Origin of the sequence: Streptomyces sp. NPDC086989, assembly GCF_044745505.1 — a bacterium.
In the GTDB taxonomy this organism is placed as follows: domain Bacteria; phylum Actinomycetota; class Actinomycetes; order Streptomycetales; family Streptomycetaceae; genus Streptomyces.
In genome coordinates this window covers 269194-294035 of the sequence record NZ_JBIVAL010000006.1, presented here as the reverse complement: position 1 = coordinate 294035, position 24842 = coordinate 269194, and the positions used below count along the sequence as shown (strand labels likewise).

Below are 24842 nucleotides of genomic sequence, written 5' to 3'. Positions count from 1 at the left end.
GCCGGCACACCCACAACCGGCCCAAACACCCGCCCCACCCGCCGCCCGGGCCCCCCCCGCGCCTCTATTCGGGGGGTACGCCCCCCCCCCGGGGGGGGGCCCCCCCCCCGGGGGGTGGGGGCCCACGCCCGTACACACGCCTACGGCAACGGAAGCCGTTACTGCGCGGCGTTCAGGATCTCGCGCGCGAGCTTGGCGGTCTCGGTCGGCGTCTTGCCGACCTTGACGCCGGCGGCCTCGAGGGCCTCCTTCTTGGCCTGCGCGGTGCCGGAGGAGCCGGAGACGATGGCGCCGGCGTGGCCCATGGTCTTGCCCTCGGGGGCGGTGAAGCCCGCGACGTAGCCGACGACCGGCTTGGTGACGTTCTTCGCGATGAAGTCCGCCGCACGCTCCTCGGCGTCGCCGCCGATCTCACCGATCATGACGATGAGCTCGGTCTCCGGGTCGGCCTCGAAGGCCTCCAGGGCGTCGATGTGCGTGGTGCCGATGACCGGGTCGCCACCGATGCCGACGGCCGAGGTGAAGCCGATGTCACGGAGCTCGTACATCATCTGGTAGGTCAGCGTGCCGGACTTGGACACGAGACCGATCTTGCCGGGCTTGGTGATGTCGCCCGGGATGATGCCGGCGTTGGACTGGCCGGGGGTGATCAGACCCGGGCAGTTCGGGCCGATGATGCGGGTCTTGTTGCCCTTGGCGGTCGCGTACGCCCAGAAGGCGGCGGAGTCGTGCACCGCGATGCCCTCGGTGATGACGACGGCCAGCGGGATCTCGGCGTCGATGGCCTCGACGACGGCGGCCTTGGCGAACGCCGGCGGGACGAAGAGGACGGAGACGTTGGCGCCCGTCTTCTCCATCGCCTCGGCGACCGAACCGAAGACCGGGACCTCGGTGCCGTCGAAGTCGACGGACGTGCCGGCCTTGCGCGGGTTCACGCCACCGACGATGTTGGTGCCGTCAGCCAGCATCAGCTTGGTGTGCTTCATGCCCGTGGCACCGGTCATGCCCTGGACGATGACCTTGCTGTCCTTGTTGAGGAAGATAGCCATGTGAGTCTTTGACCTCTGCCCTTACTTCGCAGCCGCGAGCTCGGCGGCCTTGTCGGCCGCACCGTCCATGGTGTCCACGCGCTGCACCAGCGGGTGGTTGGCGTCCGAGAGGATCTTGCGACCCAGCTCGGCGTTGTTGCCGTCGAGACGGACGACCAGCGGCTTGGTGACCGCCTCGCCCTTCTCCTCCAGCAGAGCCAGCGCCTGGACGATGCCGTTGGCGACCTCGTCACACGCGGTGATGCCACCGAAGACGTTGACGAAGACGGACTTGACGTCCGGGTCGCCGAGGATGATCTCGAGGCCGTTGGCCATGACGGCGGCGGAGGCGCCACCGCCGATGTCCAGGAAGTTGGCCGGCTTGACGCCGCCGTGGTTCTCACCGGCGTACGCGACGACGTCGAGGGTGCTCATGACGAGACCCGCGCCGTTGCCGATGATGCCGACCTCACCGTCGAGCTTCACGTAGTTGAGGTTCTTCGCCTTGGCGGCGGCCTCGAGCGGGTTCGCGGCCGCGTGGTCCACGAACTCCTCGTGACCCGGCTGGCGGAACTCGGCGTTCTCGTCGAGCGAGACCTTGCCGTCGAGGGCGATGACGTCGCCGGAGGCGACCTTCGCGAGCGGGTTGACCTCGACGAGGAGCGCGTCCTCGGCGATGAAGGTCTGCCACAGCGTCACGAGGACCTCGGCGACCTTCTCGGCGACCTCGGCCGGGAACTGCGCCAGCGCGACGATCTCGCGGGCCTTCTCGATGGTCACGCCCTCGTTGGCGTTCACCGGGACCTTGGCGAGCTTCTCCGGGGTCTCCTCGGCGACCTGCTCGATGTCCATGCCACCCGCGACCGAGGCCATGGCCAGGAAGGTGCGGTTGGTGCGGTCCAGCAGGTACGAGACGTAGTACTCGTCGAGGATCTCGGGAGCGGTCTCGGCGATCATCACCTTGTGGACCGTGTGGCCCTTGATGTCCATGCCCAGGATGTCCGTCGCGCGGGCGACGGCCTCGTCCGGGGTGGCGGCGAGCTTGACGCCGCCGGCCTTGCCGCGGCCGCCGACCTTCACCTGCGCCTTGACGACCGACTTGCCGCCCAGCCGCTCGGTGGCCTCGCGAGCCGCCTCAGGCGTGTCGATGACTTCACCGGCCAGCACCGGTACACCGTGCTTGGCGAAGAGGTCCCTCGCCTGGTACTCGAACAGGTCCACGCGCGTCCGTCCCTTGTCTTCAAAGATTCGCAGTGATTCGCGGTTGTCTGCGTGGGCGTGCCGCGGAGGGCAACGTGACGGCGCTGTCACTAGGGAGGCGCACACGGTGACCGTGGACGCGGCATGTCCGTCCCGCAGGTTATCCCCGTGGGACCTGCGTCCCTAAATCGCAGATCACACCTGAGCGGTGATACCTGTCACAGAACACCTCACGGTTGAACTGGAAATTCGTGTGATCCGCCAGCGGTCACGGGGTGGGCAGGGGGCGCTTTTCCAGGGCCGCGGCCATCACGTCCGGGAACAGGTCGGGGGTGCAGGCGAAGGCCGGTGCACCGAGTGCCGCGAGGGCCGCCGCGTGCTCGTGGTCGTAGGCGGGTGCGCCCTCGTCGGACAGCGCGAGCAGGGCGACGAACTCCACGCCCGACGCCTTCATCGCCGCGACGCGGCCCAGCATCTCGTTGCGTATGCCGCCCTCGTGGAGATCACTGATCAGGACCACGACCGTGTCGGCAGGGCGGGTGATCTTCGACTGGCAGTAGGCGACGGCGCGGTTGATGTCGGTGCCGCCGCCGAGCTGCGTACCGAAGAGGACGTCGACCGGGTCGTCGAGCTGATCCGTCAGGTCGGCCACGGCCGTGTCGAACACGACGAGCCGCGTCGCGATCGACCGCATCGAGGCGAGGACCGCGCCGAAGACGGACGCGTAGACGACGGAGGCCGCCATCGACCCGGACTGGTCGATGCACAGGACCACCTCCTTCCTGACCGCCTGCGCCGACCGGCCGTGACCGATGAGCCGCTCGGGGACGACGGTCCGGTGCTCGGGCAGATAGTGCTTCAGATTCGCCCGGATGGTCCGGTCCCAGTCGATGTCCGCGTGCCGGGGGCGGCTGGTCCGGGCGGAGCGGTCGAGGGCGCCGCTGAGCGTGGCCCGGGTCCGCGACGAGAGCCGCTCCTCCAGTTGCCCGACGACTGCGCGGACCACGGCGCGGGCGGTTTCGCGGGTGGTCTCCGGCATGGCCCTGTTGAGGGAGAGGAGGGTGCCGACGAGGTGCACGTCGGGCTCGACGGCCTCCAGCATCTCCGGCTCCAGCAGGAGGGCGGCCAGGCCCAGCCGCTCGATGGCGTCCCGCTGCATGACCTGGACGACGGGGGCGGGGAAGTACGTGCGGATGTCCCCGAGCCAGCGGGCCACGTTCGGCGCGGACCCGCCGAGCCCGCCGCTGCGCCCGGCGGATCCGCGCTTCACGGCCCCGCCGCCCCCGTAGAGCGCGCCGAGCGCGGCGTCCATCCCGGCGTCGGGGCCGTCCAGGACGCACCCGGTCCCGTCGCCCTCCGCGCCGAGCACCATCCGCCACCGCCGCAGCCGCGCCTGTGCGGTGCCCTCGCCGGTGGTGTCCGCCGCGGTGGTGGCGCCGCCGGCCACCGAGCTCCCCGTACTGGTCATCTGCCCGTCCCTCCCGTGCTCGTCCCGGCCCCCGGCCGCTCTCCCGGCGCGTGTGCGCCCTTCTCTCCCGGGCAGGGGCGGGACCCCCGCGCCCGCCCCTGCCCCGGCCCTGCCGTTCCTGCCGTTAGGCCCCGGCGGAACACCCGTCACCCCGCCGGGCCGGCCAGCAGGAGCCGGACCACGGGGAGCACCGCGTCGGCGCGGGCCGGGTCCAGGGCCGGGGCGAAGCCCTCGGGTGCCGCGCCCGGCGCCCGCCTCGCCGACGGCCCGCGCCGCACCAGCTCCCCCAGGCTCCGCTTGACGCCCGCCTCGTACGCCCCGAACGTCCGCCGCAGCAGCGGCAGTACGTCGATGAACGCCCCCTCCGGCACCCCGGTCAGCCAGGCGTCGACCAGCCCCAGCAGCCGCTCGTCGTGGACCAGCAGCGTTCCCCCGCCCGAGGCGGCGCCCGCGAAGCCCTCGATCCAGCCCGCCGCGTCGGCCGGGGCGGCCGCCGGGGACAGTGCCAGTCCCATCAGCCGGGCCGTTTCCTCCGCCGGCAGCCGCCCGTCGTCCAGGAGCAGCCGGGCCGCGCGGCCGCGGATGACCCCCGGCACGGTGTCCCGGCCGGCCAGCACCCCCAGTACCGCCGCCCAGCGCTCCCTCGGCCCGTCCTCGTCGAGGAGGCCCACCGCGCCGTGGACGCCGTCCACGTGGCCCCGCATCTCCCGGGCCGCGTCCGCGTCCAGGCCCGCCGCGCAGGCGGGCGGCAGCGCCACGCAGATCCGTTCCGCGAGGCCGCCCGCGACGGTCCGCAGCGCCGCCGCGTCGGTCCCCCGCACGTCGCCGTACCGCAGCGAACGGGCCAGCGCCGGCAGGGCCTTGGCGAGCCGCGCCACGTCGGCGTCCAGTGCGGCCAGGTCCGCCAGGGCGCGCAGTACGGCGGGCAGCGCCCCGGACAGGCCGGCCAGCAGGCACCGCTCGGCCAGGGCCGTCACCTCGCCGAGCTCCGCCGCCCCGGCCGCGTCCGCCTCGGCCTTGGCGGTGGCGGCCGCCACGACGGTGGTGCCCCAGATGCCGGCCTCGGCGACCCGCACGGACAGCTCCGGCTCCCACCGCAGCCGCCACGTCTCGCGGAACGTCCCGGTGCCGCCCCGCGAGGCGGCCGGGGTGCCCCAGTCGATGCCGAGCAGCCGCAGCCGGTGCAACAGCAGGGACCTGGCCGTGTCGGTCTCCTTGCGCAGGTCGAGTTCCAGCTCGCGCTCGTGCGCCTCGGCCTTGAGCCGCAGGGAGCGCTGCCGGCGGGTCAGGTCCTTCTGCAGGGGGACGACGGGTGTCCCGTCGGGGACCTCTCCGAGCACGTCGCCGACGACCAGCCGGTCCTCGACGAGCGCGAGCGGTACGTCGGAGCCGTCGCACATCACGGCCCGGACCGCTTCGAGGGTCTCCGTCAGCCCGGCCACGGGCCGCCCGCGCACCGCGGCCAGCGTCCCGGCCAGCCGGACCGCCTCGATGACGTGCGCCGGGGAGACGTGCCGGTCCTCCTCCCGGAGCAGCCCGGCGACGCGGGTCAGCCAACGTTCGACGGGCCGGTCCCGGGCCGCGAAGAGGTGCGCGTACCAGCCGGGCGAGGTGATGCCCGCGCCGTACCCGCCGGCCCTGGCGAGCCGGCGGTGGGTCCAGGGCACCCAGGTGGTCTCCACCTTGGCCTTGGGGAGCCCGGTCAGCAGCGCCCTGTCCGCGGCGGCCGTGGTCCTCGCGCGCAGCGCCGGCACGTGCCAGGCCCCGCACACCACGGCGTATCCGTCTCCGAACTCCCGGCGGGCGGCCCGCATGCACCGGCGCATGTGCGCCTCGCGCACCGCGTCCCGGGGGTGTCCGCCGTCCCCGTACGTCTCGCGCAGGGCCGCCATGGCCTCCCCGAGCGCCTCGAACGCGGCGAGCGGGTCCGCGGGCGCGCCGCCGCGGTGCTCGACCACGTCTTCCCACCAGCGCTCCGGGTCGTCGTACCCGGCGGTCTCGGCGAGCACCGCGAGGGGGTCCACCCGTACGGGGCCGGCGGCGTCCTGCTCGGCCCGCTCGGCCCGCTCGGCCAGCGTGTGCGCGGCCGGGAGGTCGATGAACCGGACCGGGGCCGGTTCGTCCTGCTGCTGCGCCCAGCGGATGGCGACCCATTCGGGCGAGAACGCGGCCAGCGGCCAGAACGCGGCCCGGCCCGGATCGTCGGCGGCGTGCGCGAGCAGGGCGACGGGCGGCCGCATCCCGGGGTCGGCGGCCAGCGGGAGCAGCGCGTCCCCCTCGGGCGGGCCCTCGATCAGCACGGCCGCCGGGCGGGCCGCGTCGAGCGCGGCCCGCACGGCGCGGGCCGAGCCCGGCCCGTGGTGCCGTACGCCCAGCAGCAGCGGGCCCCGCCGCCCGGCGGCCGGTCCGCTCATGCCGTCACCTCCCGGCAGGCGCGGTAGAAGTCCTTCCAGCCGTCCCGCTCGCGCACCACGGTTTCGAGGTACTCCTGCCAGACGATGCCGTCGGCGGCCGGGTCGCGGACCACGGCGCCGCGGATTCCGGCGGCCACGTCGGACGCCCGCAGGACGCCGTCCCCGAAGTGTGCGGCGAGCGCGAGTCCGCCCGTGACGACGGAGATGGCCTCGGCGGTGGACAGCGTGCCGCTCGGCGATTTCACCTTCGTGCGGCCGTCGCCGGTGACCCCGTCGCGCAGTTCGCGGAAGACGGTGACGACGCGGCGGATCTCCTCCAGGCCCTCGGGCGCTGCCGGCAGGTCGAGGGCGCGGCCCATCTGGTCGACGCGGCGGGCGACGATGTCGACCTCGGCGTCGGCGGTGGCGGGCAGCGGCAGCACGACCGTGTTGAAGCGGCGGCGCAGTGCGCTGGAGAGCTCGTTGACCCCGCGGTCGCGGTCGTTGGCGGTGGCGATGAGGTTGAACCCGCGTACGGCCTGCACCTCCTGGCCGAGTTCGGGTATGGGCAGGGTCTTCTCGGACAGGACGGTGATGAGGGTGTCCTGGACGTCGGCCGGAATGCGGGTGAGCTCCTCGATGCGGGCGGTGGACCCCTCGGCCATGGCGCGCATGACGGGGCTCGGCACGAGGGCTTCGCGGCTGGGCCCGTGGGCGAGGAGGCGGGCGTAGTTCCAGCCGTACCGGATCGCCTCTTCGGGGGTGCCGGCGGTGCCCTGGACGAGGAGGGTGGAGTCTGCGCTGACCGCGGCGGCCAGGTGCTCGGACACCCAGGTCTTGGCGGTGCCCGGGACACCGAGCAGGAGCAGGGCGCGGTCGGTGGCGAGGGTGGTGACCGCGACCTCGACGATGCGGCGCGGGCCGACGTACTTGGGCGTGATGACGGTGCCGTCGGCGAGGGTGCCGCCCAGGAGGTACGTCGCGACGGCCCACGGGGACAGTCTCCAGCGCGGCGGGCGGGGCCGGTCGTCGGTGGCCGCGAGGGCTTTCAGTTCGTCCGCGAAGGCGTCTTCGGCGTGCGGTCGCAGCGGCTGGGCGCCGATGCCGTTCTCGGGCGTGGTCATGGTCCCCCTCCAATGCTCGGCAGCCGCTCCCGGCTGCTGCAACAACCGTGCACCACCCCACTGACAACGCCCCTCCTGCGCAGGGTTGTTGCAGGTCAGGGCGATTGTCAGTGGGGGTCCCTACGGTGGGACACATGACTGAGCAGGGGGTCCGCCCGACGGCGGAACAGGTACTGGCCCTGGCTCCTGACGTTGCGTCACGCAAGGCGGGGGCCGGGCTGGGCGGCGCGGGGCCGTGGTCACAGACCGGAGATTCCGCTTCCGGTTTGGTGTGGGGGGTGTGCAAGGGCAGCGGCAGTACGCCGTACCGGACGGTCGTGGACCTGACGGGCCCGGCGTACAAGTGCTCCTGCCCGAGCCGGAAGTTCCCGTGTAAGCACGCGCTCGGGCTGCTGCTGCTCCGGGCGGCGCAGGGGTTTGAAGGGGGTGGCGAAGCGCCGGACTGGGCGGCCGGATGGCAGGCGGGGCGGGCGGCGCAGGCCGGGCGCACGGCCGCCGCGGAGAACGGCCCGGTGGACGCGGAGGCGGTGAGGCGCCGGGCCGAACGGAGGGCGGCCCGGATCAGCGCCGGCGTCACCGGGCTGGAACAGCGGCTGGAGGACGTGCTGCGCGCGGGCCTGGCCGGTCAGCAGCAGGCGGGTTACGCGCCCTGGGAGGAAACGGCCGCGCGGATGGTCGACGCCCAGGCGCCGGGACTCGCGGCGCGGGTGCGGGAGTTGGGGACGATACCCAGTTGCGGTCCCGGATGGCCCGCCCGGATGCTGGAGGAGGGCGCGCTGCTGCACCTGCTGAACCGGGGTTGGCTCGGATTGGCAGGCCTGCCGGAGCCGCTCGCCGCGACGGTCCGGAACAGGGTGGGGCTTCCGGGTTCCGGCGCGGAGGGGGAGGTCGTACGGGACCGCTGGCTGGTGCTGTCCCAGTACGACTCGGTGTCACCGGACGGCAGGCTCACCACCCGCCGGACATGGCTGCACGGGCTGGGGAGCGGGCGCCCGGCCCTGGTGCTGGACTTCGGCCCGCCCGGGCGGCCGCCGTCGCTGGCACTGCCCGTGGGGCTGGTGCTGGAGGCGGAGGCCCGCTTCCGGCCCGGTACGGCGGGGCTGCGGGCGGATCTCGGGGAGAGGTCCGCGCCGGCCGCACCGGACAGCCGGGTTCCGGCCGGTGTCAGTACGGGGGCGGCACTGGAGGCGTACGGGGCGGCGCTGCGGGAGGACCCGTGGCTGGACTCGTGGCCCGTGGTGCTGGGCCCGGTGATCCCGATACCGGGGGAACTGGGCTGGCAGCTGGCGGACGCGGAGGGCACCTCCGCGCTGCCGGTCGCGCTCACCGGCGGCGGGTCGCGGTCCGGGCTCTGGCAGCTGGCCGCGCTCTCGGGCGGTGGCCCGGTCACGGTGTTCGGCGAATGCGGACACCGTGGATTCACCCCGTTGACGGCCTGGCAGCCGGGCTGCCCGGAACCGGTCGCGCTGGGGTGACGGTGACGGGACCGGGGGGTCCCGTAGGGAAGGGAACGGCGGCGCGGGGGCGCCGACGTGCACGAACGACGAAGCCGGGGGGCTTTTGTGAACGACAACCACGCAAGCTGAAGGGTTGACCGACGGGGAACGAGAGCTGCTCCGGTCCCGCGGAGGGGGCGGGACCGGAGCACTGCCGGATGAGAGGGAGGGGCGCGCGGTGACGAGGACGACGGAGGCGGACGGGGACGCCGGCACGGGTCACGGGGAGTGGGAGGAGCTGGTCGGCGCCGCACTGCTGGGCACCGGCCGGAGCCAGGGCAGCCCGGCGGCGCTGCTCGATGCGGCGGCCGTGCAGACGGTACGGCGGCGGGCCGGGCTGCGGCCCGCCGAGGCGGGCCCGCGGCCGGATCCCGCGCCGGGGGATCCGCGCCCGGCTCCGCCGGAGCCGGCCCGGCGGCGACTGGCCCAGCTGCTGGCGGGCCGGACCGGTGCGGGCAGCGGCGGCGGGCGCCGCGGGGCGGCTCCGGACCTGACGGAGCTGCTGCCGCAGTGGCTGGCCGCCGCCGGCCGGCACGGTTACCGGGCCCCGGCCGCGCTGCTGCCGGCGCTGCTGGACGCGGCCCGTGCCCGCACGGACCTGCGGGCGCAGGCGCTGGCCCTGGCCGGGGTGCGGGGCCTGTGGCTGGCCCGGCTCAACCCTGACTGGCGCTTCGCCCTGCGCGGCGGCGCGGCCGGCGGGGAGCTGCCCGGCCCCGGGGACCGGGCCGCGGTGGAACGGCTGTGGCAGGAGGGGCTGTTCGCGGAGCGGGTGGCCCTGCTGGGGGCGGTGCGAGCGCATGAGGCGGCGGCCGCGACGCGGCTGCTGTCGACGACCTGGGCCACCGAACGGGCCGAGGACCGGCTGATGTTCCTCGACTCGCTGCGGGTGGGGCTGTCGGAAGGGGACGAGCCGTTCCTGGAGGCGGCCCTGGGCGACCGGAGCCGCAACGTCCGGGCGACGGCCGCCGAGCTGCTGTCCGCACTGCCGCAGTCCGCCCTGGCCCGGCGGATGGCGGAGCGCGCGCTGGCCTGCGTCGGCCCTGAGGGGGTGACCCCGCCGGCCGACTGCGATGCGGGGATGCTCCGCGACGGGGTGGTCGAACGGCCGCCCGCCGGGCGCGGGGAACGGGCCTGGTGGCTGGGCCAGCTGGTGGAGGCGGCGCCGCTGTCCTGCTGGCGGGAGCGGTTCGGCGGGCTCGGCCCGGCGCAGATCGTGGCGCTGCCCGTGGCCGGGGGCGAGAGCTGGCGGGAGGAGCTGCACGCGGCGTGGTGCCGGGCGGCGGTGCGCCAGCGCGATCCGCAGTGGTCGAAGGCCCTGCTCGGCGCGGCGTCGGCGCCGCCCGCGACGGCCCCGGGCACGGCGTCGCTCGCGGAGCGGGCGAAGCTGCTGTCGGTCCTGCCGGACGGGGAACGGGCGCAGTGGGTCGCGGAGTTCATACGGGCCCACGGCCTGTCGGAGGCCTTCCAGCTGCTCGGCGTGTGCGTGGTGCCGTGGGCGGGGACGCTGGGCCGGGCCGTGGTGGACGCGCTGGACGCCGCGCGGGAGGCGGGTAGCTACCCGTGGAGCTTCAGCGGGGTGATGGGCCTCGCGGAACGCTGCCTGGACCCCGCGGCGGCCGACCACCTGGAGTCCCTCACGGCCGCGTCGGACGGCCTGCCCGACGCGTCCCCGGGTGCGGCGGCGTACTGGGCCGAGGCCTTCCAACGCCTGGTCGCCACGCTCCGCCTCCGCGCCACGATGCTCGCCGAACTGACCCCGCCGGCCGCCGCGCCCCCGCCCTGACCGGGGCGGGGGTGCGGGGCCGCGGCAGGTGCCGGTGCACGGTCACGCGGTCACGCGGTCACGCGGTCACGCGGTCACGCGGTCACGCGGTGCGGACGTGGGCGCGGACCCAGTCGACGATCGACGTCGTCGTCGCACCCGGGGTGAAGATCTCGGCCACGCCCTTCTCCTTCAGGGGGGCGATGTCGTCCTCCGGGATGATGCCGCCGCCGAAGACCTTGATGTCCTCCGCCTCGCGCTCCTTCAGGAGTTCCAGGACGCGCACGAACAGCGTGTTGTGGGCGCCGGAGAGGATCGAGAGGCCGATCGCGTCGGCGTCCTCCTGGATGGCGGTGTCCACGATCTGCTCGGGAGTCTGGTGGAGGCCCGTGTAGATGACCTCCATGCCCGCGTCCCGGAGCGCACGCGCGATCACCTTGGCCCCGCGGTCGTGGCCGTCGAGACCCGGCTTGGCCACCACCACACGGATCGGACCGGTCACACCCATCGCACTGCCTCCCGAGTGAACGAACGTTAAGTACAGCATCGCGCACACCCCCGTTTCACGGTCAACCACGAGGGGGAAATCACACGTGGGACGGCGTTGATTCACCGCCAGGGGAGCCGCACCGGGGGCGCCGCGCCACCGTACCGACAGCCGCACGGCACGGTGGCGCGGCCTGCCGCAGTCCCAAAAGGCTTAGGGGAGGCCGTCGATGGGGCTGTCCATACCCGTACCCGTGTCCGGAGCCGCACTGCGGGCCGGCGTGCTGGAGGTGGTGGTCCTCGGCGGGCACCTGCTTCTGTACCCGACCGGGATGCTCCAGGAGAAGCCCACCGCAACCGGTGCAAAGCACCTGGAACGGACGCCCGCGCTCCTGCTGCACGGGTTCACGGACAACCGGTCGGTGTTCGTCCTGCTGCGCCGCACCCTCGCCGCGGGCGGGCGGCGGGTGGAGGCGTACAACTACTCCCCCTTCACCCGCGACCTGCGCGCCACCGCACGCCACCTCGCCCGGCGCGTCGATGAACTGTGCGAGCGGACGGGGCAGGAGCGGGTGGACCTCGTCGGACACAGCCTGGGCGGGCTGGTCGGGCGGTACTACGTCCAGCGGCTCGGCGGCGACGCCCGCGTGCGCACGCTCGTCACGCTCGGCACTCCGCATTCCGGTACACGGGTCGCCCCCTTCATGGACGCCCACCCGCTGATCCGGCAGATACGCCCGGATTCGCAGGTGCTGGCCGAGCTGCGGGCCCCCGCGCCCGGCTGCCGGACCCGATGCGTCGCATTCTGGAGCGAGTTCGACGAGCTGATGGACCCGACCGAGACGGCCCGGATCGAGCATCCGGACCTCATCGCGGAGAACGTGCAGGTCACAGGCATCGGACATCTCGCACTGGCCGCCCATCCCGCGGTGACGGCGGCGGTCCGGCGCGCGCTCGACGGGCCAGTCCGGGCCGTCGCCGAAAGGCCGGGGGACGCCGCTTCCGTCGCGTGAACGCCAACCCGTCGAAACTCGAACGGATTTCGAACTCAAGGCCAAGGCTCGGCTTTGCCGCGACCGAAAGACGGCCGAATGCCCGGTTCCGGAAAGCCCGGAACCCCAGGAAGATTGTCGTTGCCAGTAACCGCCGGGTACAGTCACGCCACTGCTCTCCCCAGGGAACCTCGAGTTCCCTGGCCACCCAGGCCCCCCACTGCCGAGGCGAAAGAGAAGTTGGTGAACGACCGCCCCTCGTCGGGCCTGTACCCCGATTCCGGGTACGACGGCCTTTCCAACACCACTTTCGCTGGTGACTCGGCGCATGTTTCCTACGAAACGCAGGGCCAGGGGTACGACTACGCCGCCTACGCCTCGTACGAGACCGGTACGTACGACGCCACCGCCTGGTCCGCGCAGGACAGTTACGCGCAGGACAGTTACGCGCAGGACGGCGGCTACCTGTCGAGCATCCCGGCCCAGAGCGGGGTCTGCGAGGACGCCGGCACCGGTACGTGGGACGCGAGCGCCTGGAACCAGCAGGGCGGCACCGACTACCAGGCCGCCGGGTTCGGCTACGAGCAGCCCGGACAGACCGGCCAGTGGGCGATGCCGGGCTACGGCACCACGGGCACCGAGACCGGCGCGTACGACGCCACCGCCTGGAACACCGTCCCGCAGCACGAGCAGCAGACGCAGACCTTCTCGTACGACTACCCGTACGAGTACCAGCAGCAGGCGCAGCAGCAGGTCCAGCAGCCGCAGGAGGACACGGCCTACTCCTACGAGGCGCCGGCCGCCCCCGCCGCCGACGCCTACAGCGAGACCGCCGTCTTCGAAGTCCTGGGCGACGAAGGCCCCGAGCCGGACAACGGCCACGACCACGAGTTCGACCTCGACCTCGACACCGACCTCACGGCCGCCCCGGTGCACGACCTGCCCACCCAGGCCATGCCGGTCACTCCGGCCGACGCCCCCGCGCCCCGCGCCTCGCGCCGCGCCGGAGGCAGGACGAAGTCGACAACCACGGCCGCCCCGGGCAGCGGCAACAGCCGGCGCCGCACCCCGGCGAAGCGTTCCGCCTTGCTGACCGTGGCCGTGCCCTCCGCCTGCGTGATGGGCGTCGCCGGTGTCGCGGCCGCCTCCGTCGGCGGACTCACGGGCGCGGACAAGCCCGCCGAGGACACCACGACGATGGCCGCACCCGACCCGGCCTCGGTGAAGCCGGTCGCGGCGAACAGCAAGCTCGACACCCAGCTGACGGCGCTCAGCGCCGACGCGGGTGACTTCGCGGACCGCGCGAGCCGCACGCAGGAGCGCATCGACCTGCGCCAGCGCCAAGAGGACGAGAAGAAGAAGAAGGCGGAGGAGGAGGCGGCCAAGGAAGCGGCCCGCCCCAAGTTCGCGATCCCGGTCGGACAGCACGGCCTCAGCGCTACCTTCGGCCAGGCCGGCGGCATGTGGATGTCGGTGCACACCGGCATCGACTTCCCCGTCTCCTACGGCACCCCGGTCATGTCTGCCACCGACGGCACCGTGCGCACGCAGTGGAACAGCGCCTACGGCAACATGGCCATAGTGACCTCGCCCGACGGCACCGAGACCTGGTACTGCCACCTCAGCAGCACCAAGATCCGGTCCGGCAAGGTCAAGGCGGGCGACGTCATCGCCTACTCCGGCAACTCCGGCAACTCCACCGGCCCGCACCTGCACTTCGAGGTCCGGCCCGGCGGCGGCTCGGCGATCGACCCCCTGCCGTGGCTCCGCAGCCACGGCCTGGACCCGAGCTGAGCCCACCGGGCCGGCCGCGGCCGGCCCGGCCGCTCCGTTACAGCTTCTGCACCGGCGCGTAGCGCAACAGCAGGCGCTTCGGCTTGTCGTCCCCGAAGTCGACGGTGGCCTGCGCGTCCGCGCCTGCTCCCTTGACCTCCATGACCGTGCCCAGCCCGAACTGGTCGTGCGTGACCCGGTCCCCGACCGCGAGCGCGATGACCGGCTTGTCATTGGCCCGGCGCGTCGCGAACCCGGACGGCCCCGACTTCGTACGCGCCGAGGACAGGAACGCCTCCGGCGAGGTCCCGAAGCCCGCCTTCCCGGATCCGGAGCCGTACCCCGAGCCGGAACTGCGCATCGGGCCCGCCGGCTTCTGCGCCGCGCCCGTGCGCTTCCACTGGAGGTACTCCGCAGGGATCTCCTCGAGGAACCGCGACGGCGGGTTGTACGAGGGGGTGCCCCACGCGCTGCGCATCGACGAGCGGGTCAGGTACAGCCGCTCGCGCGCCCGTGTGATGCCGACGTACGCGAGACGGCGCTCCTCCTCCAGCTCCTTGGTCTGGCCCAGCGCCCGCATGTGCGGGAAGACCCCGTCCTCCATGCCGGTCAGGAAGACCACCGGGAACTCCAGGCCCTTGGCGGTGTGCAGGGTCATCAGCGTGATGACGCCCGAACCGTCCTCGTCCTCGTCCGGGATCTGGTCGGTGTCGGCGACGAGCGCGACCTGCTCCAGGAACTCCGCGAGCGTTCCGCTCGCGGCGCCAGCCGCTGACGTCCCGGCGTCCTCCGCTCGGGCCTGCTCGAACTCCAGGGCCACGGCCGCGAGTTCCTGGAGGTTCTCGATCCGCGTCTCGTCCTGCGGGTCGGTGGACGCCTGGAGCTCGGCGAGGTAGCCGGTGCGCTCCAGCACCGCCTCCAGCACCACCGCGGGACCGGCGCCGGAGTCGACGATCGTGCGGAGTTCCTCCATCAGCACGTTGAACCGCTTCACGGCGTTGGTCGAGCGGGCGGCCATGCCGAACGCCTCGTCCACGCGCCGCAGCGCCTGCGGGAAGGTGATCTTCTCGCGCATCGCGAGGGCGTCGATCATCGCCTCCGCGCGCTCGCCGATGCCGCGCTTGGGAACGTTCAGGATGCGGCGCAGCGGGACGTTGTCCTCCGGGTTCGCCAGGACGCGCAGGTACGCGAGGACGTCCCGGACCTCCTTGCGCTCGTAGAAGCGGACGCCGCCGACGACCTTGTAGGGCAGGCCGACCCGGATGAAGATCTCCTCGAAGACGCGGGACTGGGCGTTCGTCCGGTAGAAGATCGCCACGTCGCCCGCCTTGGCGTCGCCCGCGTCCGTCAGGCGGTCGATCTCGTCGGCGACGAACTGCGCCTCGTCGTGCTCGGTGTCCGCGACGTAGCCGGTGATGACGGAGCCGCTGCCGGCCTGGGTCCACAGGTTCTTGGCGCGGCGGTTCTCGTTGCGCTCGATGACCGCGTTGGCGGCGGAGAGGATCGTCTGCGTGGAGCGGTAGTTCTGCTCCAGCAGGATCGTCGTCGCGTCCTTGTAGTCCTCTTCGAACTGGAGGATGTTGCGGATGGTCGCGCCGCGGAAGGCGTAGATCGACTGGTCGGCGTCACCCACCACGCAGAGCTCGGCCGGCGGCAGGTCCGGGTAGCCGGTGCCGACGAGCTCGCGCACCAGCGTGTACTGGGCGTGGTTGGTGTCCTGGTACTCGTCGACCAGGACGTGCCGGAAGCGCCGCCGGTAGTGCTCGGCGACGTCCGGGAACGCCTGGAGCAGGTGGACCGTGGTCATGATGATGTCGTCGAAGTCGAGGGCGTTGGCCTCGCGCAGCCGGCCCTGGTACATCGCGTACGCCTGGGCGAGGGTCTTCTCGAAACCGTCGGCCGCCTGGCCGGCGAAGGCGTCCTCGTCGATGAGCTCGTTCTTGAGGTTCGAGATCTTGGCGTTGAAGGACTTGGGCGGGAACTTCTTCGGGTCCAGGTCCAGGTCGCGGCAGACGAGCGCCATCAGGCGCTTCGAGTCGGCCGCGTCGTAGATCGAGAACGACGAGGTGAAGCCGAGGCGCTTGGACTCGCGGCGCAGGATGCGCACGCACGCGCTGTGGAAGGTGGACACCCACATGGCGTTGGCGCGGGGGCCGACCAGGCCCTCGACGCGCTCCTTCATCTCACCGGCGGCCTTGTTGGTGAAGGTGATCGCCAGGATCTGGCCCGGGTGGACGCCCCGCGCGGCCAGCAGGTGGCCGATGCGGTGGGTCAGCACCCGGGTCTTGCCGGAGCCGGCGCCGGCCACGATGAGCAGCGGGGAGCCCGCGTGCACCACGGCCGCGGCCTGCTGCTCGTTGAGCCCGTCCAGGAGCCTCGCGGGGTCGATGACGGGCTTGGGGGCGCCGTCCCGGTAGTACGCGTCCCGGGTCATGGGCACGTCGAAGCGGCCCCCGAAGAGATCGTCCGCGCCCGGTTCCGGGGCGGCGTGGTCCTCGGGCGGCGGAGGGACCTCGTCGGAGGGGGAGAGGTCCGCCAGGAAGCTGTCGTCAAAGAGGCTGCTCATCGCTTTCCGAGTCTAGGGGTCGGGACGGACACCCGGTCCCGGCCGCGGGAAATCGGCCGCTCCCGCCCTTGTGGCCCCCCTCACCCCGGGCTCGCTCCGGGCTCGCTCCGGGCTCGCTCCCGGGCTCACTCCGAGCTCCCGTGAGGACGAGGTGCAGCAGGCCGGGGAAGCGCAGCTCCAGGTCGTCCCGGCGCAGCGTGAGGGAGAGCTTGCGCCCCTGCGGGCGCTGGCAGATCACACCGCCCTCGCGGAGCGTCTTGAGGTGGTGGGTGACGCTCGACCGGGGCAGGTCGGGCACCACCTCGCCGCAGGACGTCTCCCCACCGGAGGCGAGCCTGCGGACGATCTCCAGCCGGACGGGGTGGCCGAGGGCGGCGAGGACCTCGGCGAGTCCGAGGTCCTCGGCGCGGGGGTGGGTCAGCTCAGCAGCGGCCATGCCCTCACTGTACGCGGATCTCGTACGGACCTTGCCGGACCATTCGAAGATCTCGTACAGTCACCACCACCGCGACCATACGAAATATTCGAACGGTCACGTCCATCCGTCACCGTGCCTGTGAGGACCTCCCATGCCCGACACCGCCGCTGCCCGGCCGTTCGACGACGCCGCGCTCGCCGCCTCCCTCGACGGCGGCTTCACCAGCCACCACGCCGACGTCGACGGCACCCGCCTCCACTACGTCGAGGGCGGCAGCGGCGAGCCGCTCGTCCTGCTCGGCGGCTGGCCGCAGACGTGGTGGCAGTGGCGCAAGGTGCTGCCCGCCCTGGCCGCCCGCTACCGCGTGATCGCCGTCGACCTGCGCGGCATGGGCGGCTCCGGCAAGCCCGCGACCGGATACGACAAGAAGACCCTGGCCCGCGACATCCACGCGCTGCTCGGCCGGCTCGGGGTCGGCCCCGCCCACCTCGCCGGCCACGACATCGGCGCGATGGTGGCCTACGCGTACGCCGCCAACCACCCCGAGGCGACCCGCAAGATCGCCCTTCTGGACGTGTCCCACCCCGACGAGAGCTGGGCCCGGCAGACCCTGCTCCCCCGGCAGGGCGAGCCGCACAAGTGGTGGTTCGCCTTCAACCAGGTCCACGGGCTCCCCGAGCAGCTGCTCGCCGGCCGTTTCCACCTGCTGCTGGACTGGCTGTTCGAGAACGCCACCGCCGACCCGGCCGCGGTCGACGCCCACGCCCGCGAGGTGTACGCCCGCGCCTACGACGCACCGGAGGCCGTACGCGCCGCCAACGACTGGTACCGGACCTTCACCCGGGACATCGCCGACCTGGCCACGTACGCCCCGGTGGCCGCGCCGATCCTGGCCCTCGGCGGCGAGTACAGCAACTACGAGAGCCTGGTGACCGCCGTCCCGGCCCTGGGCACCGACACCCGCGTGGTCCGCGTCGACGGCAGCGGGCACTACCTGCCGGAGGAGCGGCCCGAGGTGGTCGTCGAGGAGCTGACCCGCTTCCTGGGCTGACCTGGAGCCCCCGTACGCTCGCTGCCATGGACGTACTCATCAGTGTCTTCGTGGGCCTGCACATCATCGGTATCGCCGCCCTGCTGGGCGGGTTCCTGACCCAGATGAAGGCGATGAGCGCCGGCACCGCCCGCTTCGTCCCCGCGATGCTGCACGGCGCGCTGACGATGCTCGTCACCGGCGTCCTGCTGGTCGGCTTCCGCGAGATGGACGGCGGCCACGTCAACAACATCAAGATCGGCGTGAAGCTCGCCGTGCTCTTCGTGATCCTCGCGCTCGTCTACGTGAAGCGGGACGAGGAGCACGTGGACAAGGCACTGTTCGGCGCGGTCGGCGGACTGACCGTGGTCAATATCTTCATCGCCGTCCTCTGGCACTGATCCGAACCCGCCACATCCGGTCGGGTCGGGGCACTTGCGATCATCTCGTCATCCCGCCGTTACCTTCCGGTCTAGCGTCCTCCTCCAAGCACCGAGCTCCCGAGCGAGGAAGGACGTGAGGCCCGCGTGGCCAGTCACCGAAAGCCCAGGCAGCGCCCGCTCTCCCGCGGCACCGTACGGACCGCCGCCACGCTCGCCCTCGCGGGCGCTGCCACCGCCACCGCCTTCGAAGGCACCTCGCAGGCCGACCCCCAGCAGACACCCTCGCAGGTGAAGGCCGAGGTGGACCGGCTCTACGAGGAGGCCGAGGAGGCGACCGAGCGGTACAACGGGGCGAAGGAGAAGGCCGAGGAGGCCCAGCGCTCGCTCGACGGGCTGCGCGACGAGACCGCCCGCAAGACCGACCAGCTCAACACCGCCCGCCGGGCGCTCGGCTCGCTGGCCGCAGGCCAGTACCGCAGTGGCGGCCTGGGACCCGCCATGCAGCTGGCACTGGCCGCGGACCCGCAGGACTACCTGGACCGGGCCTCGTTCCTCACCCGGACCGGCGACCGCAGCGCCGCCGGGATCTCCTCGGTACGGCGCCGGCTGGAGGAGGTCGGGCAGCTCAAGGACCAGGCGGCCGGCCGGCTCGCCGACCTGCGGGCCCGCGAGGGCGAACTCGCCGCGGCCAAGGCCACCGTCGAGGGAAAGCTCACCGCCGCCAAGCAGCTGCTGGCCAAGCTCACCGCCGAGGAGCGCGCCTCGTACGAGGCGCAGTCCGCCCCGGGCGCGGCCGTCCCGGGCGCGGCCCCGGCCGGTCCGGCCGCCACGGCTCCGGCGCCTGCGGACGGCTCGCGCGCGGCCCGCGCGGTGGCCTTCGCGTACGGGGCGATCGGCAAACCGTACGTCTGGGGCGCGACGGGACCGGGCTCGTTCGACTGCTCCGGCCTCACCCAGGCGGCCTGGCGCTCGGCCGGGGTGTCCCTCCCCCGCACCACCTACACCCAGATCAACGCGGGACAGCGCGTCTCCCGCGACCAGCTGGCCCCCGGCGACCTGGTGTTCTTCTACTCCGGGGTGACCCACGTCGGCCTGTACATCGGCAACGGCCAGATGATCCACGCCCCGCGGCCCGGTTCGACGGTCCGGGTGGCCCCGGTCGACTCCATGCCCTGGGCCGGCGCCTCCCGCCCGGCGTGACGGTACGGGTGGGGTGAGCGGCCCTACGGCGTCTTGATCTGCGTGCTCAGCCAGCCGAAGGTCTGCGGGATCTGCTTCGACCACGAGTCGAGGTTGTGCCCGCCGGTGACCTTCTCCGCGTGCACCGTGGTCGGGTTCTGTGCAATGGCCTTGAGATCCGTGCCGGACAGGTAGCCGTCCTGCTCGGCGCCCGACATCCACAGCGCCACCGCCGGCGGCGCGGGCGCGGCCTTGAGCAGGGCCTTCAGGTTGTGGGTGCGCCGCATCTCCGGGTCCTGGGCGACCAGCGAGGTGGGCTCCTGGCCGGGGTCGTTGTAGCCGGACAGGGAGACGGCCGCGCTGTAGCGGTCGGGGTGCAGGATCGCCAGCTTCGCCGCGCAGTACGCGCCCGCCGAGTACCCGGCGACGCCCCAGGTACGGGCCTCGTCCGACGCCCGGAAGTTGTCGGTGACCATCTTGCGGACGTCGACGCTGAACCAGCTGTCGGCGTTGACCTTCCCGGCGATGTTCGCGCAGCCGGTGTCGCCGTTGCCCAGCAGCATCGCGCGCGGCGAGACCAGGATGAACGGCTGCACCTTGCCGCTCTTCATCAGCGGCTCCAGCACCTCGGCCGCCTTGAGCCCCTGGAACCAGGACTTGCCCGTCCCGGGTATGCCCGGGATCAGCTCGACCACCGGGAACTTCTTGTCCTTGTACGCCGGCTCGTCGTACTGGGGCGGGAGCCACACCATGACGTCGCCCTTGACCCCGGAGATCTTGCCGTTGAGCTCGGTCTTCTTGACGCGGCCGCCGAGGCCCTCGACCGGCTGGAAGTCCTGGTGGACCTTCGGCTCCGCCTTGACCTCCGTGGCCTTCCTGCCGCCGAGCCCGTCCGGGCCGAGGTCGGGGGCGGCGGTCACGTACTTGCCCGTGCCGAGCAGATCACCCCAGGAGTTGTAGAAGGTCTCCTGCCGGTTCACCCCGATGAACACCAGGGCCACGGCGGTGACCTGGGCGAACAGCACCATCAGGGCCCGGGTCGAGACCCGTACGACGACGGGGCCGCGCACCTTGCTCCACACGGCCAGCGGAAGGACGACGGCGATCGCCGTAAGGACGATCGCCGTCGCGAAGAGGGGGATCCCGGTCAAGCTCATCACGCCACCCAAGAGGGCCGCGCCGTACGCAAGGGTTCCCGCCGGTGGCTGCGGCGTAAATCACAGGCCAAAAGGATCGCCGTCCGAAGACTCCCGGAACCGGAGACCGCGGAACCGGAGACCCACGGAACCTGAGACCGCGGAACTGGAGACCCACGGAACCGGAGACCGCCGGATCCGGAGGCCGCCGGATCCGGAGGCCGCCGACCGGGGTCCCGGGCAGGGGCCCGGCTCAGACGAGGCGGCGCGCCGTCGCCCAGCGGGTCAGCTCGTGCCGGTTGGAGAGCTGGAGCTTCCTGAGGACCGCCGAGACGTGCGACTCGACGGTCTTCACCGAGATGAAGAGCTGCTTGGCGATCTCCTTGTACGCGTACCCCCGCGCGATCAGCCGCAGCACCTCGCGCTCGCGCTGTGTCAGGCGGTCCAGGTCCTCGTCGACCGGCGGCGCGTCCGTCGAGGCGAAGGCGTCCAGGACGAACCCCGCCAGACGCGGCGAGAACACCGCGTCGCCCTCCTGCACCCGGAAGATCGAGTCCACCAGGTCGGTCCCGGTGATGGTCTTGGTGACGTACCCGCGCGCGCCGCCCCGGATGACCCCGATGACGTCCTCCGCCGCGTCCGACACCGACAGGGCCAGGAACCGCACCTGGTCCTCGGACGCCGCCATCAGCGGGGCGCAGCGCCGCAGCACCTCGACCCCGCCGCCGCCGGGCAGGTGCACGTCGAGCAGGACCACCTCGGGCCGGGTCGCGGTGATGACGGTGACGGCCTGGTCGACGTCGGCCGCCTCGCCGACGACCTCGACCCCGGTCCGGGCGGTCTCGCCGATCTCGGCCTGCACGCCCGTACGGAACATCCGGTGGTCGTCGACGAGGACCACCCGGACGTGCCTGGCCATTCCCCCGACGCCGGTCTCTTCGGTCATGCTGCGTTCGCCGCCCTCTCCATCTCCAGCTCGACTTCCGTGCCGCCGTCGGGCGCGGACCGCAGTCGTGCGGTCCCGCCGTTGCGCTGCATCCGGCCGATGATCGATTCTCGTACGCCCATGCGGTCGTCCGGTACCGCGTCGACGTCGAAGCCCGGTCCCCGGTCCCGTACGGACACGAACACCTGCCGCCCCTCCACCTCGGCGTACACCTGCACCGGTCCGCCCTCGCCACCGTACTTGGCGGCGTTGACCATCGCCTCGCGCGCGGCCTGCATCTGTGCGGCCAGCCTCTCGTCGAGCGGGCAGTCGCCGACGACGACGACCTCGATCGGTACGCCGTGGTGGTCCTCGACCTCGGCCGCCGTCTTCTTGACGGCCTCCGCGAGGGTGGCGGGCTCCTCGGCCTCGTCCTTGCCGGTGCCCTCCGGCTTGTACAGCCAGTTCCGCAGCTCGCGCTCCTGCGCGCGGGCGAGGCGGCGCACCTCGCCGACGTCCTCCGCGTTGCGCTGGATCAGGGTGAGGGTGTGCAGCACCGAGTCGTGCACGTGGGCGGCGACCTCGGCGCGTTCCTGGGCGCGGATGCGCATCAGGCGTTCCTCGGAGAGGTCCTGGGTCATGCGGATCAGCCAGGGTCCGGCCAGCAGGGCGATGCCGACGAGCACGGCGAGGGCCGCGGTCAGGACGTTGCCGAGCTGCGCCGCGGAGCCGCGGACGACGATGAAGACGGTCAGGCCCACGCCGACCAGGGCGACGCCGGCGAACCCGCGGGCCATCTGGAGCAGCCGGGCGTTGCGGCCGCCTGCGGCGCCCCAGTGGGCGCGGCGGGCGTTGTCGGCCTGCCGCCAGACGAGGACCACACCGGCGCCGACCAGCAGCGTCGGCCACACGTACCGGCCGGAGGTGCCGCCGAGCTGGACCTTGGAGATGAAGATCCCGGCGCCGATGCACAGGGCGATGAGCGCGGTGATCTGCCCCTTGTCGGGTTTGCGCAGGCGGCGCGTGCCGTCGGGGAGGGTCTCGAAGAAGGAGCGGTGGCCGGTGCGGCCGCCGACTCCCAGCGGCACGAAGACCCAGAACGCGGCGTAGAGCAGGACGCCCAGTCCGTCGCCCCACATGAACAGGCCGAGGAAGGCGAGCCGGACCCAGACGACGGGCAGCCCGAGGTGCCCGGCGAGACCGCGCGCGACACCGCCGAGCATCCGGCCGTCGGCGCTGCGGTAGAGCCTGCGCGGGGCCGGTTCGTCGGCGTCTGCCGTGTGCGGGGTACGGGGGGCGGCGGAAACGGGCATGTCACTGATGGTCACACGGGCGCGGCGGGTGCGGCATCAGGGCATCCCCCCAGTTCCGTCGGGGGGATATCAGGGTTGTGCCAGGGTCGGGCCCGGTGCCGCACGGGGCGGCGGGTTGTCACCATGGACGCATGACCAAGCACGACTCCCCGCCGTCTCCGGCCGGTTCCGGTGCCGGCGCGGCACCGCCGCCGGGCGACCGCACCGCGGACCGGCCCGCAGACCGGCCCGCCGACCGCGCCGACCGGCCGCCGCTGCGCCGCAGCAGGCGCGACAAGGTCCTCGCGGGCGTGTGCGGGGGTCTCGGCCGGTACTTCGACCTGGACCCGGTGATCTTCCGGATCGTGCTCGGCGTCCTCGCGATCACCGGCGGTGTCGGGCTGATCTTCTACGGCTTCGCCTGGCTGCTGCTGCCGGTGGAGGGCGAGGACGACAGCGAGGCGAAGAAGCTGCTGACCGGCCGGGTCGAGGGCGCCACCCTGGCCGCGGTGTTCGCGGCCCTGGTGGGCTGCGCGCTGTTCCTGTCGATGCTGGACAACGGCGGGCTGGCCGTGTTCTCCGTCCTGGTCATCCTGGCCCTCGGCGCGGCCTCGCACTGGTCGCAGCGCCGCCGCAGCACCGCCGCCCCCGAGGCCGAGCCGCAGGCGGCGCACCGCCCCGGGCCGCCGGAGACCCAGGCCCCGCCCGCGCCGGGCAGCCCGTCGTGGTGGCGGGACCCGCTGGTGAAGGACGGCACCACCGGCCCCGTCGGGGCCACCGGATACCTCTGGGGGCCGGATGACTCCGCGGACGCCCACGCCGCCCGGAACATCGCGGGGGGTCGCGGCGCGGCGGTGCCGGAGCGGGCGGGGGCCGCGCCGGTCCCCCGCGGTGGCATCGGCGGCCGGGTGTTCGTCCTGGCCCTGCTGGCCGGGGGGATCGCCACCGCCTCGGTCTGGCAGGGCAGCACCCTCTCGTACGCCCTGCAGATCGGGCTGGCCTCGGCGCTGGCCGTCTTCGGTCTGGGCCTCGCCGTCAGCTCCGTCAAGGGGCGGACGGGGTTCGGGACCGTCCTGCTCGCGATGATCACCGCCGGGCTGCTGGCCGGCGCCTCCGCCCTGCCCCGCGAGATCGGCACCGACTGGAAGGCCGTGGAGTGGCGGCCGGCCGCCGTGGCCGACGTGAAGCCCGTGTACACGGCGGGCACCGGGCTGGCGACGCTCGACCTGAGCCGGCTGGACGTGCCCAAGGGCAGCACCCTCTCGGTCCGGGCCGGCGTGAAGGCGGGCCGGCTGAAGGTGATCGTGCCCCGCGAGGTCACGGCGCAGGCGGACGTGTCGGTGAAGCTGGGTGACATCAGGCTGCCCGGGGACACCAGTCAGGACGTACGGATCAAGAGCGGCGGCGAAACCCAGCAGGCGACGCTGAAGCCGTCCGCCGGCACCGAGGCCGGGGGGACGATCGAGCTGCACCTGAACGCGGGTGTGGGACAGGTGGAGGTGGCCCGTGCGGCGTCATGAGTTCCAGCCCGGACGGCTGCTGGCCGGCCTGGTCCTGGTGGCCGCGGGCGTGCTGTACCTGCTCGACGCGACCGGGAAGGCCGACCTGCCGTGGTTCCTGGTCATCCCGATGACCATGGGCGGGCTCTGCCTGGCCGCGCTGGTGGGGGTGGTGACCTACGCCGTCCGCCGGGACCGGCGCGACCGGATCAGCGAGTCCAGCGACAGGTAGGGCGCACCGGCCAGGATCATCGGGATCCAGGCCATCAGGTAGATCAGGTCGTTGCCGTAGTAGTACGGGGACACCTGCCAGGACACCGTGAGCCACAGGCTGAGCGAGATCAGCGCTCCGCCGGTGGCCGCGATCCGGGTCAGCAGCCCGGCCAGGACGCCCAGGCCCACGAGGAGTTCCCCGAGGGCGAGCACCACGGCGAAGCCGACGGGCGACAGCAGGGCCCAGTCCACCAGGGCGGGGATCGCGGAGGTGTCGCGCACGCCGTGCATCAGTTCACCGATGGAGCCGGGGCCGGAGGCGGACAGGAACGCGGAGTCGGTCAGTTTGTCCAGGCCCGCGTAGACGAAGGTCACGCCGAGGAAGATCCGCAGCGGCAGCAGTGCGTACCGGGCGGCCTGGTCCCGCAGTCCGGGCGGGGCGGCTGAAGGGACATCAGTTCGGGTCACGCCCCCATGTG

At 73.0% G+C, this 24842-nt stretch carries 21 protein-coding genes; 9 read left to right on the top strand and 12 right to left on the bottom strand.

All coding sequences use genetic code 11. The features are described from left to right. Nucleotides 1-158 precede the first annotated feature (158 nt). The 5 genes from sucD to ACIPK4_RS16890 form a co-directional block, all read right to left on the bottom strand. On the bottom strand, nucleotides 159-1049 hold the full coding sequence (gene sucD / locus ACIPK4_RS16910; protein WP_054227728.1) for a succinate--CoA ligase subunit alpha: 891 nt from the start codon (nucleotides 1047-1049) through the stop codon (nucleotides 159-161). A gap of 21 nt (nucleotides 1050-1070) precedes the next feature. Continuing rightward, nucleotides 1071-2249 (bottom strand): ADP-forming succinate--CoA ligase subunit beta, encoded by a 1179-nt coding sequence (gene sucC, locus ACIPK4_RS16905; protein WP_402313340.1) that lies wholly within the window; start codon nucleotides 2247-2249, stop codon nucleotides 1071-1073. 247 nt (nucleotides 2250-2496) lie between these two features. After that, the gene (locus ACIPK4_RS16900; protein ID WP_402313657.1) at nucleotides 2497-3600 is read right to left on the bottom strand and encodes a VWA domain-containing protein; all 1104 of its coding nucleotides are present in this window, start codon (nucleotides 3598-3600) and stop codon (nucleotides 2497-2499) included. Nucleotides 3601-3842: 242 nt separating this feature from the next. Then, nucleotides 3843-6110, bottom strand: a complete 2268-nt coding sequence (locus tag ACIPK4_RS16895; RefSeq protein WP_402313338.1) for a DUF5682 family protein — start codon at nucleotides 6108-6110, stop codon at nucleotides 3843-3845. After that, nucleotides 6107-7213: an AAA family ATPase gene (locus tag ACIPK4_RS16890; protein WP_402313337.1), complete on the bottom strand. Its 1107-nt coding sequence runs from the start codon at nucleotides 7211-7213 to the stop codon at nucleotides 6107-6109. Before ACIPK4_RS16890 ends, ACIPK4_RS16895 begins: the two co-directional genes overlap by 4 nt. A gap of 134 nt (nucleotides 7214-7347) precedes the next feature. On the opposite strand from ACIPK4_RS16890, the gene ACIPK4_RS16885 reads away from it, so the two are divergent. Further along, a complete protein-coding gene (locus ACIPK4_RS16885; protein ID WP_402313335.1) occupies nucleotides 7348-8688 on the top strand; it encodes an SWIM zinc finger family protein in 1341 nt (446 codons plus the stop codon). Between the two features lie 199 nt (nucleotides 8689-8887). Beyond that, a complete protein-coding gene (locus ACIPK4_RS16880) occupies nucleotides 8888-10492 on the top strand; it encodes a DUF5691 domain-containing protein (protein WP_402313333.1) in 1605 nt (534 codons plus the stop codon). Nucleotides 10493-10574: 82 nt separating this feature from the next. Here ACIPK4_RS16880 and ACIPK4_RS16875 read toward each other — a convergent pair whose 3' ends face one another. Continuing rightward, the gene (locus ACIPK4_RS16875; protein ID WP_054227722.1) at nucleotides 10575-10979 is read right to left on the bottom strand and encodes a cobalamin B12-binding domain-containing protein; all 405 of its coding nucleotides are present in this window, start codon (nucleotides 10977-10979) and stop codon (nucleotides 10575-10577) included. A 208-nt stretch (nucleotides 10980-11187) separates the two neighbouring features. Between ACIPK4_RS16875 and ACIPK4_RS16870 the strand changes: the two genes are divergently transcribed. Together ACIPK4_RS16870 and ACIPK4_RS16865 are read left to right on the top strand one after the other, a co-directional pair. Continuing rightward, complete coding sequence (locus ACIPK4_RS16870; protein WP_402313331.1) at nucleotides 11188-11970, top strand: esterase/lipase family protein; 783 nt, start codon at nucleotides 11188-11190, stop codon at nucleotides 11968-11970. 78 nt (nucleotides 11971-12048) lie between these two features. Then, nucleotides 12049-13743 carry a M23 family metallopeptidase gene (locus ACIPK4_RS16865; RefSeq protein WP_402313329.1) on the top strand — a complete coding sequence of 565 codons (1695 nt, stop codon included), beginning with the start codon at nucleotides 12049-12051 and terminating at the stop codon, nucleotides 13741-13743. 37 nt (nucleotides 13744-13780) lie between these two features. Here ACIPK4_RS16865 and pcrA read toward each other — a convergent pair whose 3' ends face one another. Further along, nucleotides 13781-16288, bottom strand: a complete 2508-nt coding sequence (pcrA, locus tag ACIPK4_RS16860; protein WP_402313327.1) for a DNA helicase PcrA — start codon at nucleotides 16286-16288, stop codon at nucleotides 13781-13783. Then, the gene (locus ACIPK4_RS16855; RefSeq protein WP_402313325.1) at nucleotides 16272-16724 is read right to left on the bottom strand and encodes an ArsR/SmtB family transcription factor; all 453 of its coding nucleotides are present in this window, start codon (nucleotides 16722-16724) and stop codon (nucleotides 16272-16274) included. Before ACIPK4_RS16855 ends, pcrA begins: the two co-directional genes overlap by 17 nt. Nucleotides 16725-16857: 133 nt before the next feature. On the opposite strand from ACIPK4_RS16855, the gene ACIPK4_RS16850 reads away from it, so the two are divergent. From ACIPK4_RS16850 to ACIPK4_RS16840, 3 genes are all read left to right on the top strand, one after another. After that, nucleotides 16858-17757 (top strand): alpha/beta fold hydrolase, encoded by a 900-nt coding sequence (locus tag ACIPK4_RS16850; RefSeq protein ID WP_402313323.1) that lies wholly within the window; start codon nucleotides 16858-16860, stop codon nucleotides 17755-17757. A 26-nt stretch (nucleotides 17758-17783) separates the two neighbouring features. Beyond that, nucleotides 17784-18137: a hypothetical protein gene (locus ACIPK4_RS16845; protein ID WP_402313321.1), complete on the top strand. Its 354-nt coding sequence runs from the start codon at nucleotides 17784-17786 to the stop codon at nucleotides 18135-18137. Nucleotides 18138-18263: 126 nt separating this feature from the next. Continuing rightward, the gene (locus ACIPK4_RS16840) at nucleotides 18264-19319 is read left to right on the top strand and encodes an NlpC/P60 family protein (RefSeq protein ID WP_402313319.1); all 1056 of its coding nucleotides are present in this window, start codon (nucleotides 18264-18266) and stop codon (nucleotides 19317-19319) included. 23 nt (nucleotides 19320-19342) lie between these two features. Here the strand turns inward: ACIPK4_RS16840 and ACIPK4_RS16835 are convergent, their stop codons facing one another. From ACIPK4_RS16835 to ACIPK4_RS16825, 3 genes are all read right to left on the bottom strand, one after another. After that, on the bottom strand, nucleotides 19343-20455 hold the full coding sequence (locus ACIPK4_RS16835) for an alpha/beta hydrolase (protein WP_402313318.1): 1113 nt from the start codon (nucleotides 20453-20455) through the stop codon (nucleotides 19343-19345). 232 nt (nucleotides 20456-20687) lie between these two features. Beyond that, entirely contained in the window at nucleotides 20688-21380 is a 693-nt protein-coding gene (locus ACIPK4_RS16830; protein ID WP_402313316.1) for a LuxR C-terminal-related transcriptional regulator, read from the bottom strand. Further along, nucleotides 21377-22672 carry a PspC domain-containing protein gene (locus tag ACIPK4_RS16825; RefSeq protein WP_402313314.1) on the bottom strand — a complete coding sequence of 432 codons (1296 nt, stop codon included), beginning with the start codon at nucleotides 22670-22672 and terminating at the stop codon, nucleotides 21377-21379. Before ACIPK4_RS16825 ends, ACIPK4_RS16830 begins: the two co-directional genes overlap by 4 nt. 131 nt (nucleotides 22673-22803) lie before the next feature. Here ACIPK4_RS16825 and ACIPK4_RS16820 point away from each other — a divergent pair, with 131 nt between their 5' ends. Beyond that, nucleotides 22804-24171 (top strand): PspC domain-containing protein, encoded by a 1368-nt coding sequence (locus tag ACIPK4_RS16820; protein WP_402313312.1) that lies wholly within the window; start codon nucleotides 22804-22806, stop codon nucleotides 24169-24171. Continuing rightward, nucleotides 24158-24382, top strand: coding sequence for a hypothetical protein (locus tag ACIPK4_RS16815; RefSeq protein ID WP_402313310.1), 225 nt, complete (start codon nucleotides 24158-24160; stop codon nucleotides 24380-24382). Before ACIPK4_RS16820 ends, ACIPK4_RS16815 begins: the two co-directional genes overlap by 14 nt. Here ACIPK4_RS16815 and ACIPK4_RS16810 read toward each other — a convergent pair. Beyond that, nucleotides 24328-24831, bottom strand: coding sequence for a DoxX family membrane protein (locus ACIPK4_RS16810; protein ID WP_402313309.1), 504 nt, complete (start codon nucleotides 24829-24831; stop codon nucleotides 24328-24330). The genes ACIPK4_RS16815 and ACIPK4_RS16810 overlap by 55 nt on opposite strands. Nucleotides 24832-24842 lie beyond the last annotated feature (11 nt).

Bases quoted from the DNA above. Each gene is read 5' to 3' on its own strand.
- ACIPK4_RS16875 (WP_054227722.1), bottom strand. From the start codon at position 10,979: ATGGGTGTGACCGGTCCGATCCGTGTGGTGGTGGCCAAGCCGGGTCTC.
- ACIPK4_RS16890 (WP_402313337.1), bottom strand. From the start codon at position 7,213: ATGACCACGCCCGAGAACGGCATCGGCGCCCAGCCGCTGCGACCGCAC.
- ACIPK4_RS16865 (WP_402313329.1), top strand. From the start codon at position 12,049: ATGCCCGGTTCCGGAAAGCCCGGAACCCCAGGAAGATTGTCGTTGCCA.
- ACIPK4_RS16835 (WP_402313318.1), bottom strand. From the start codon at position 20,455: ATGAGCTTGACCGGGATCCCCCTCTTCGCGACGGCGATCGTCCTTACG.
- ACIPK4_RS16850 (WP_402313323.1), top strand. From the start codon at position 16,858: ATGCCCGACACCGCCGCTGCCCGGCCGTTCGACGACGCCGCGCTCGCC.
- ACIPK4_RS16900 (WP_402313657.1), bottom strand. From the start codon at position 3,600: ATGGTGCTCGGCGCGGAGGGCGACGGGACCGGGTGCGTCCTGGACGGC.
- ACIPK4_RS16885 (WP_402313335.1), top strand. From the start codon at position 7,348: ATGACTGAGCAGGGGGTCCGCCCGACGGCGGAACAGGTACTGGCCCTG.
- pcrA (WP_402313327.1), bottom strand. From the start codon at position 16,288: ATGAGCAGCCTCTTTGACGACAGCTTCCTGGCGGACCTCTCCCCCTCC.
- ACIPK4_RS16830 (WP_402313316.1), bottom strand. From the start codon at position 21,380: ATGACCGAAGAGACCGGCGTCGGGGGAATGGCCAGGCACGTCCGGGTG.
- sucD (WP_054227728.1), bottom strand. From the start codon at position 1,049: ATGGCTATCTTCCTCAACAAGGACAGCAAGGTCATCGTCCAGGGCATG.
- ACIPK4_RS16845 (WP_402313321.1), top strand. From the start codon at position 17,784: ATGGACGTACTCATCAGTGTCTTCGTGGGCCTGCACATCATCGGTATC.
- ACIPK4_RS16870 (WP_402313331.1), top strand. From the start codon at position 11,188: ATGGGGCTGTCCATACCCGTACCCGTGTCCGGAGCCGCACTGCGGGCC.
- ACIPK4_RS16825 (WP_402313314.1), bottom strand. From the start codon at position 22,672: ATGCCCGTTTCCGCCGCCCCCCGTACCCCGCACACGGCAGACGCCGAC.
- ACIPK4_RS16820 (WP_402313312.1), top strand. From the start codon at position 22,804: ATGACCAAGCACGACTCCCCGCCGTCTCCGGCCGGTTCCGGTGCCGGC.
- ACIPK4_RS16895 (WP_402313338.1), bottom strand. From the start codon at position 6,110: ATGAGCGGACCGGCCGCCGGGCGGCGGGGCCCGCTGCTGCTGGGCGTA.
- ACIPK4_RS16855 (WP_402313325.1), bottom strand. From the start codon at position 16,724: ATGGCCGCTGCTGAGCTGACCCACCCCCGCGCCGAGGACCTCGGACTC.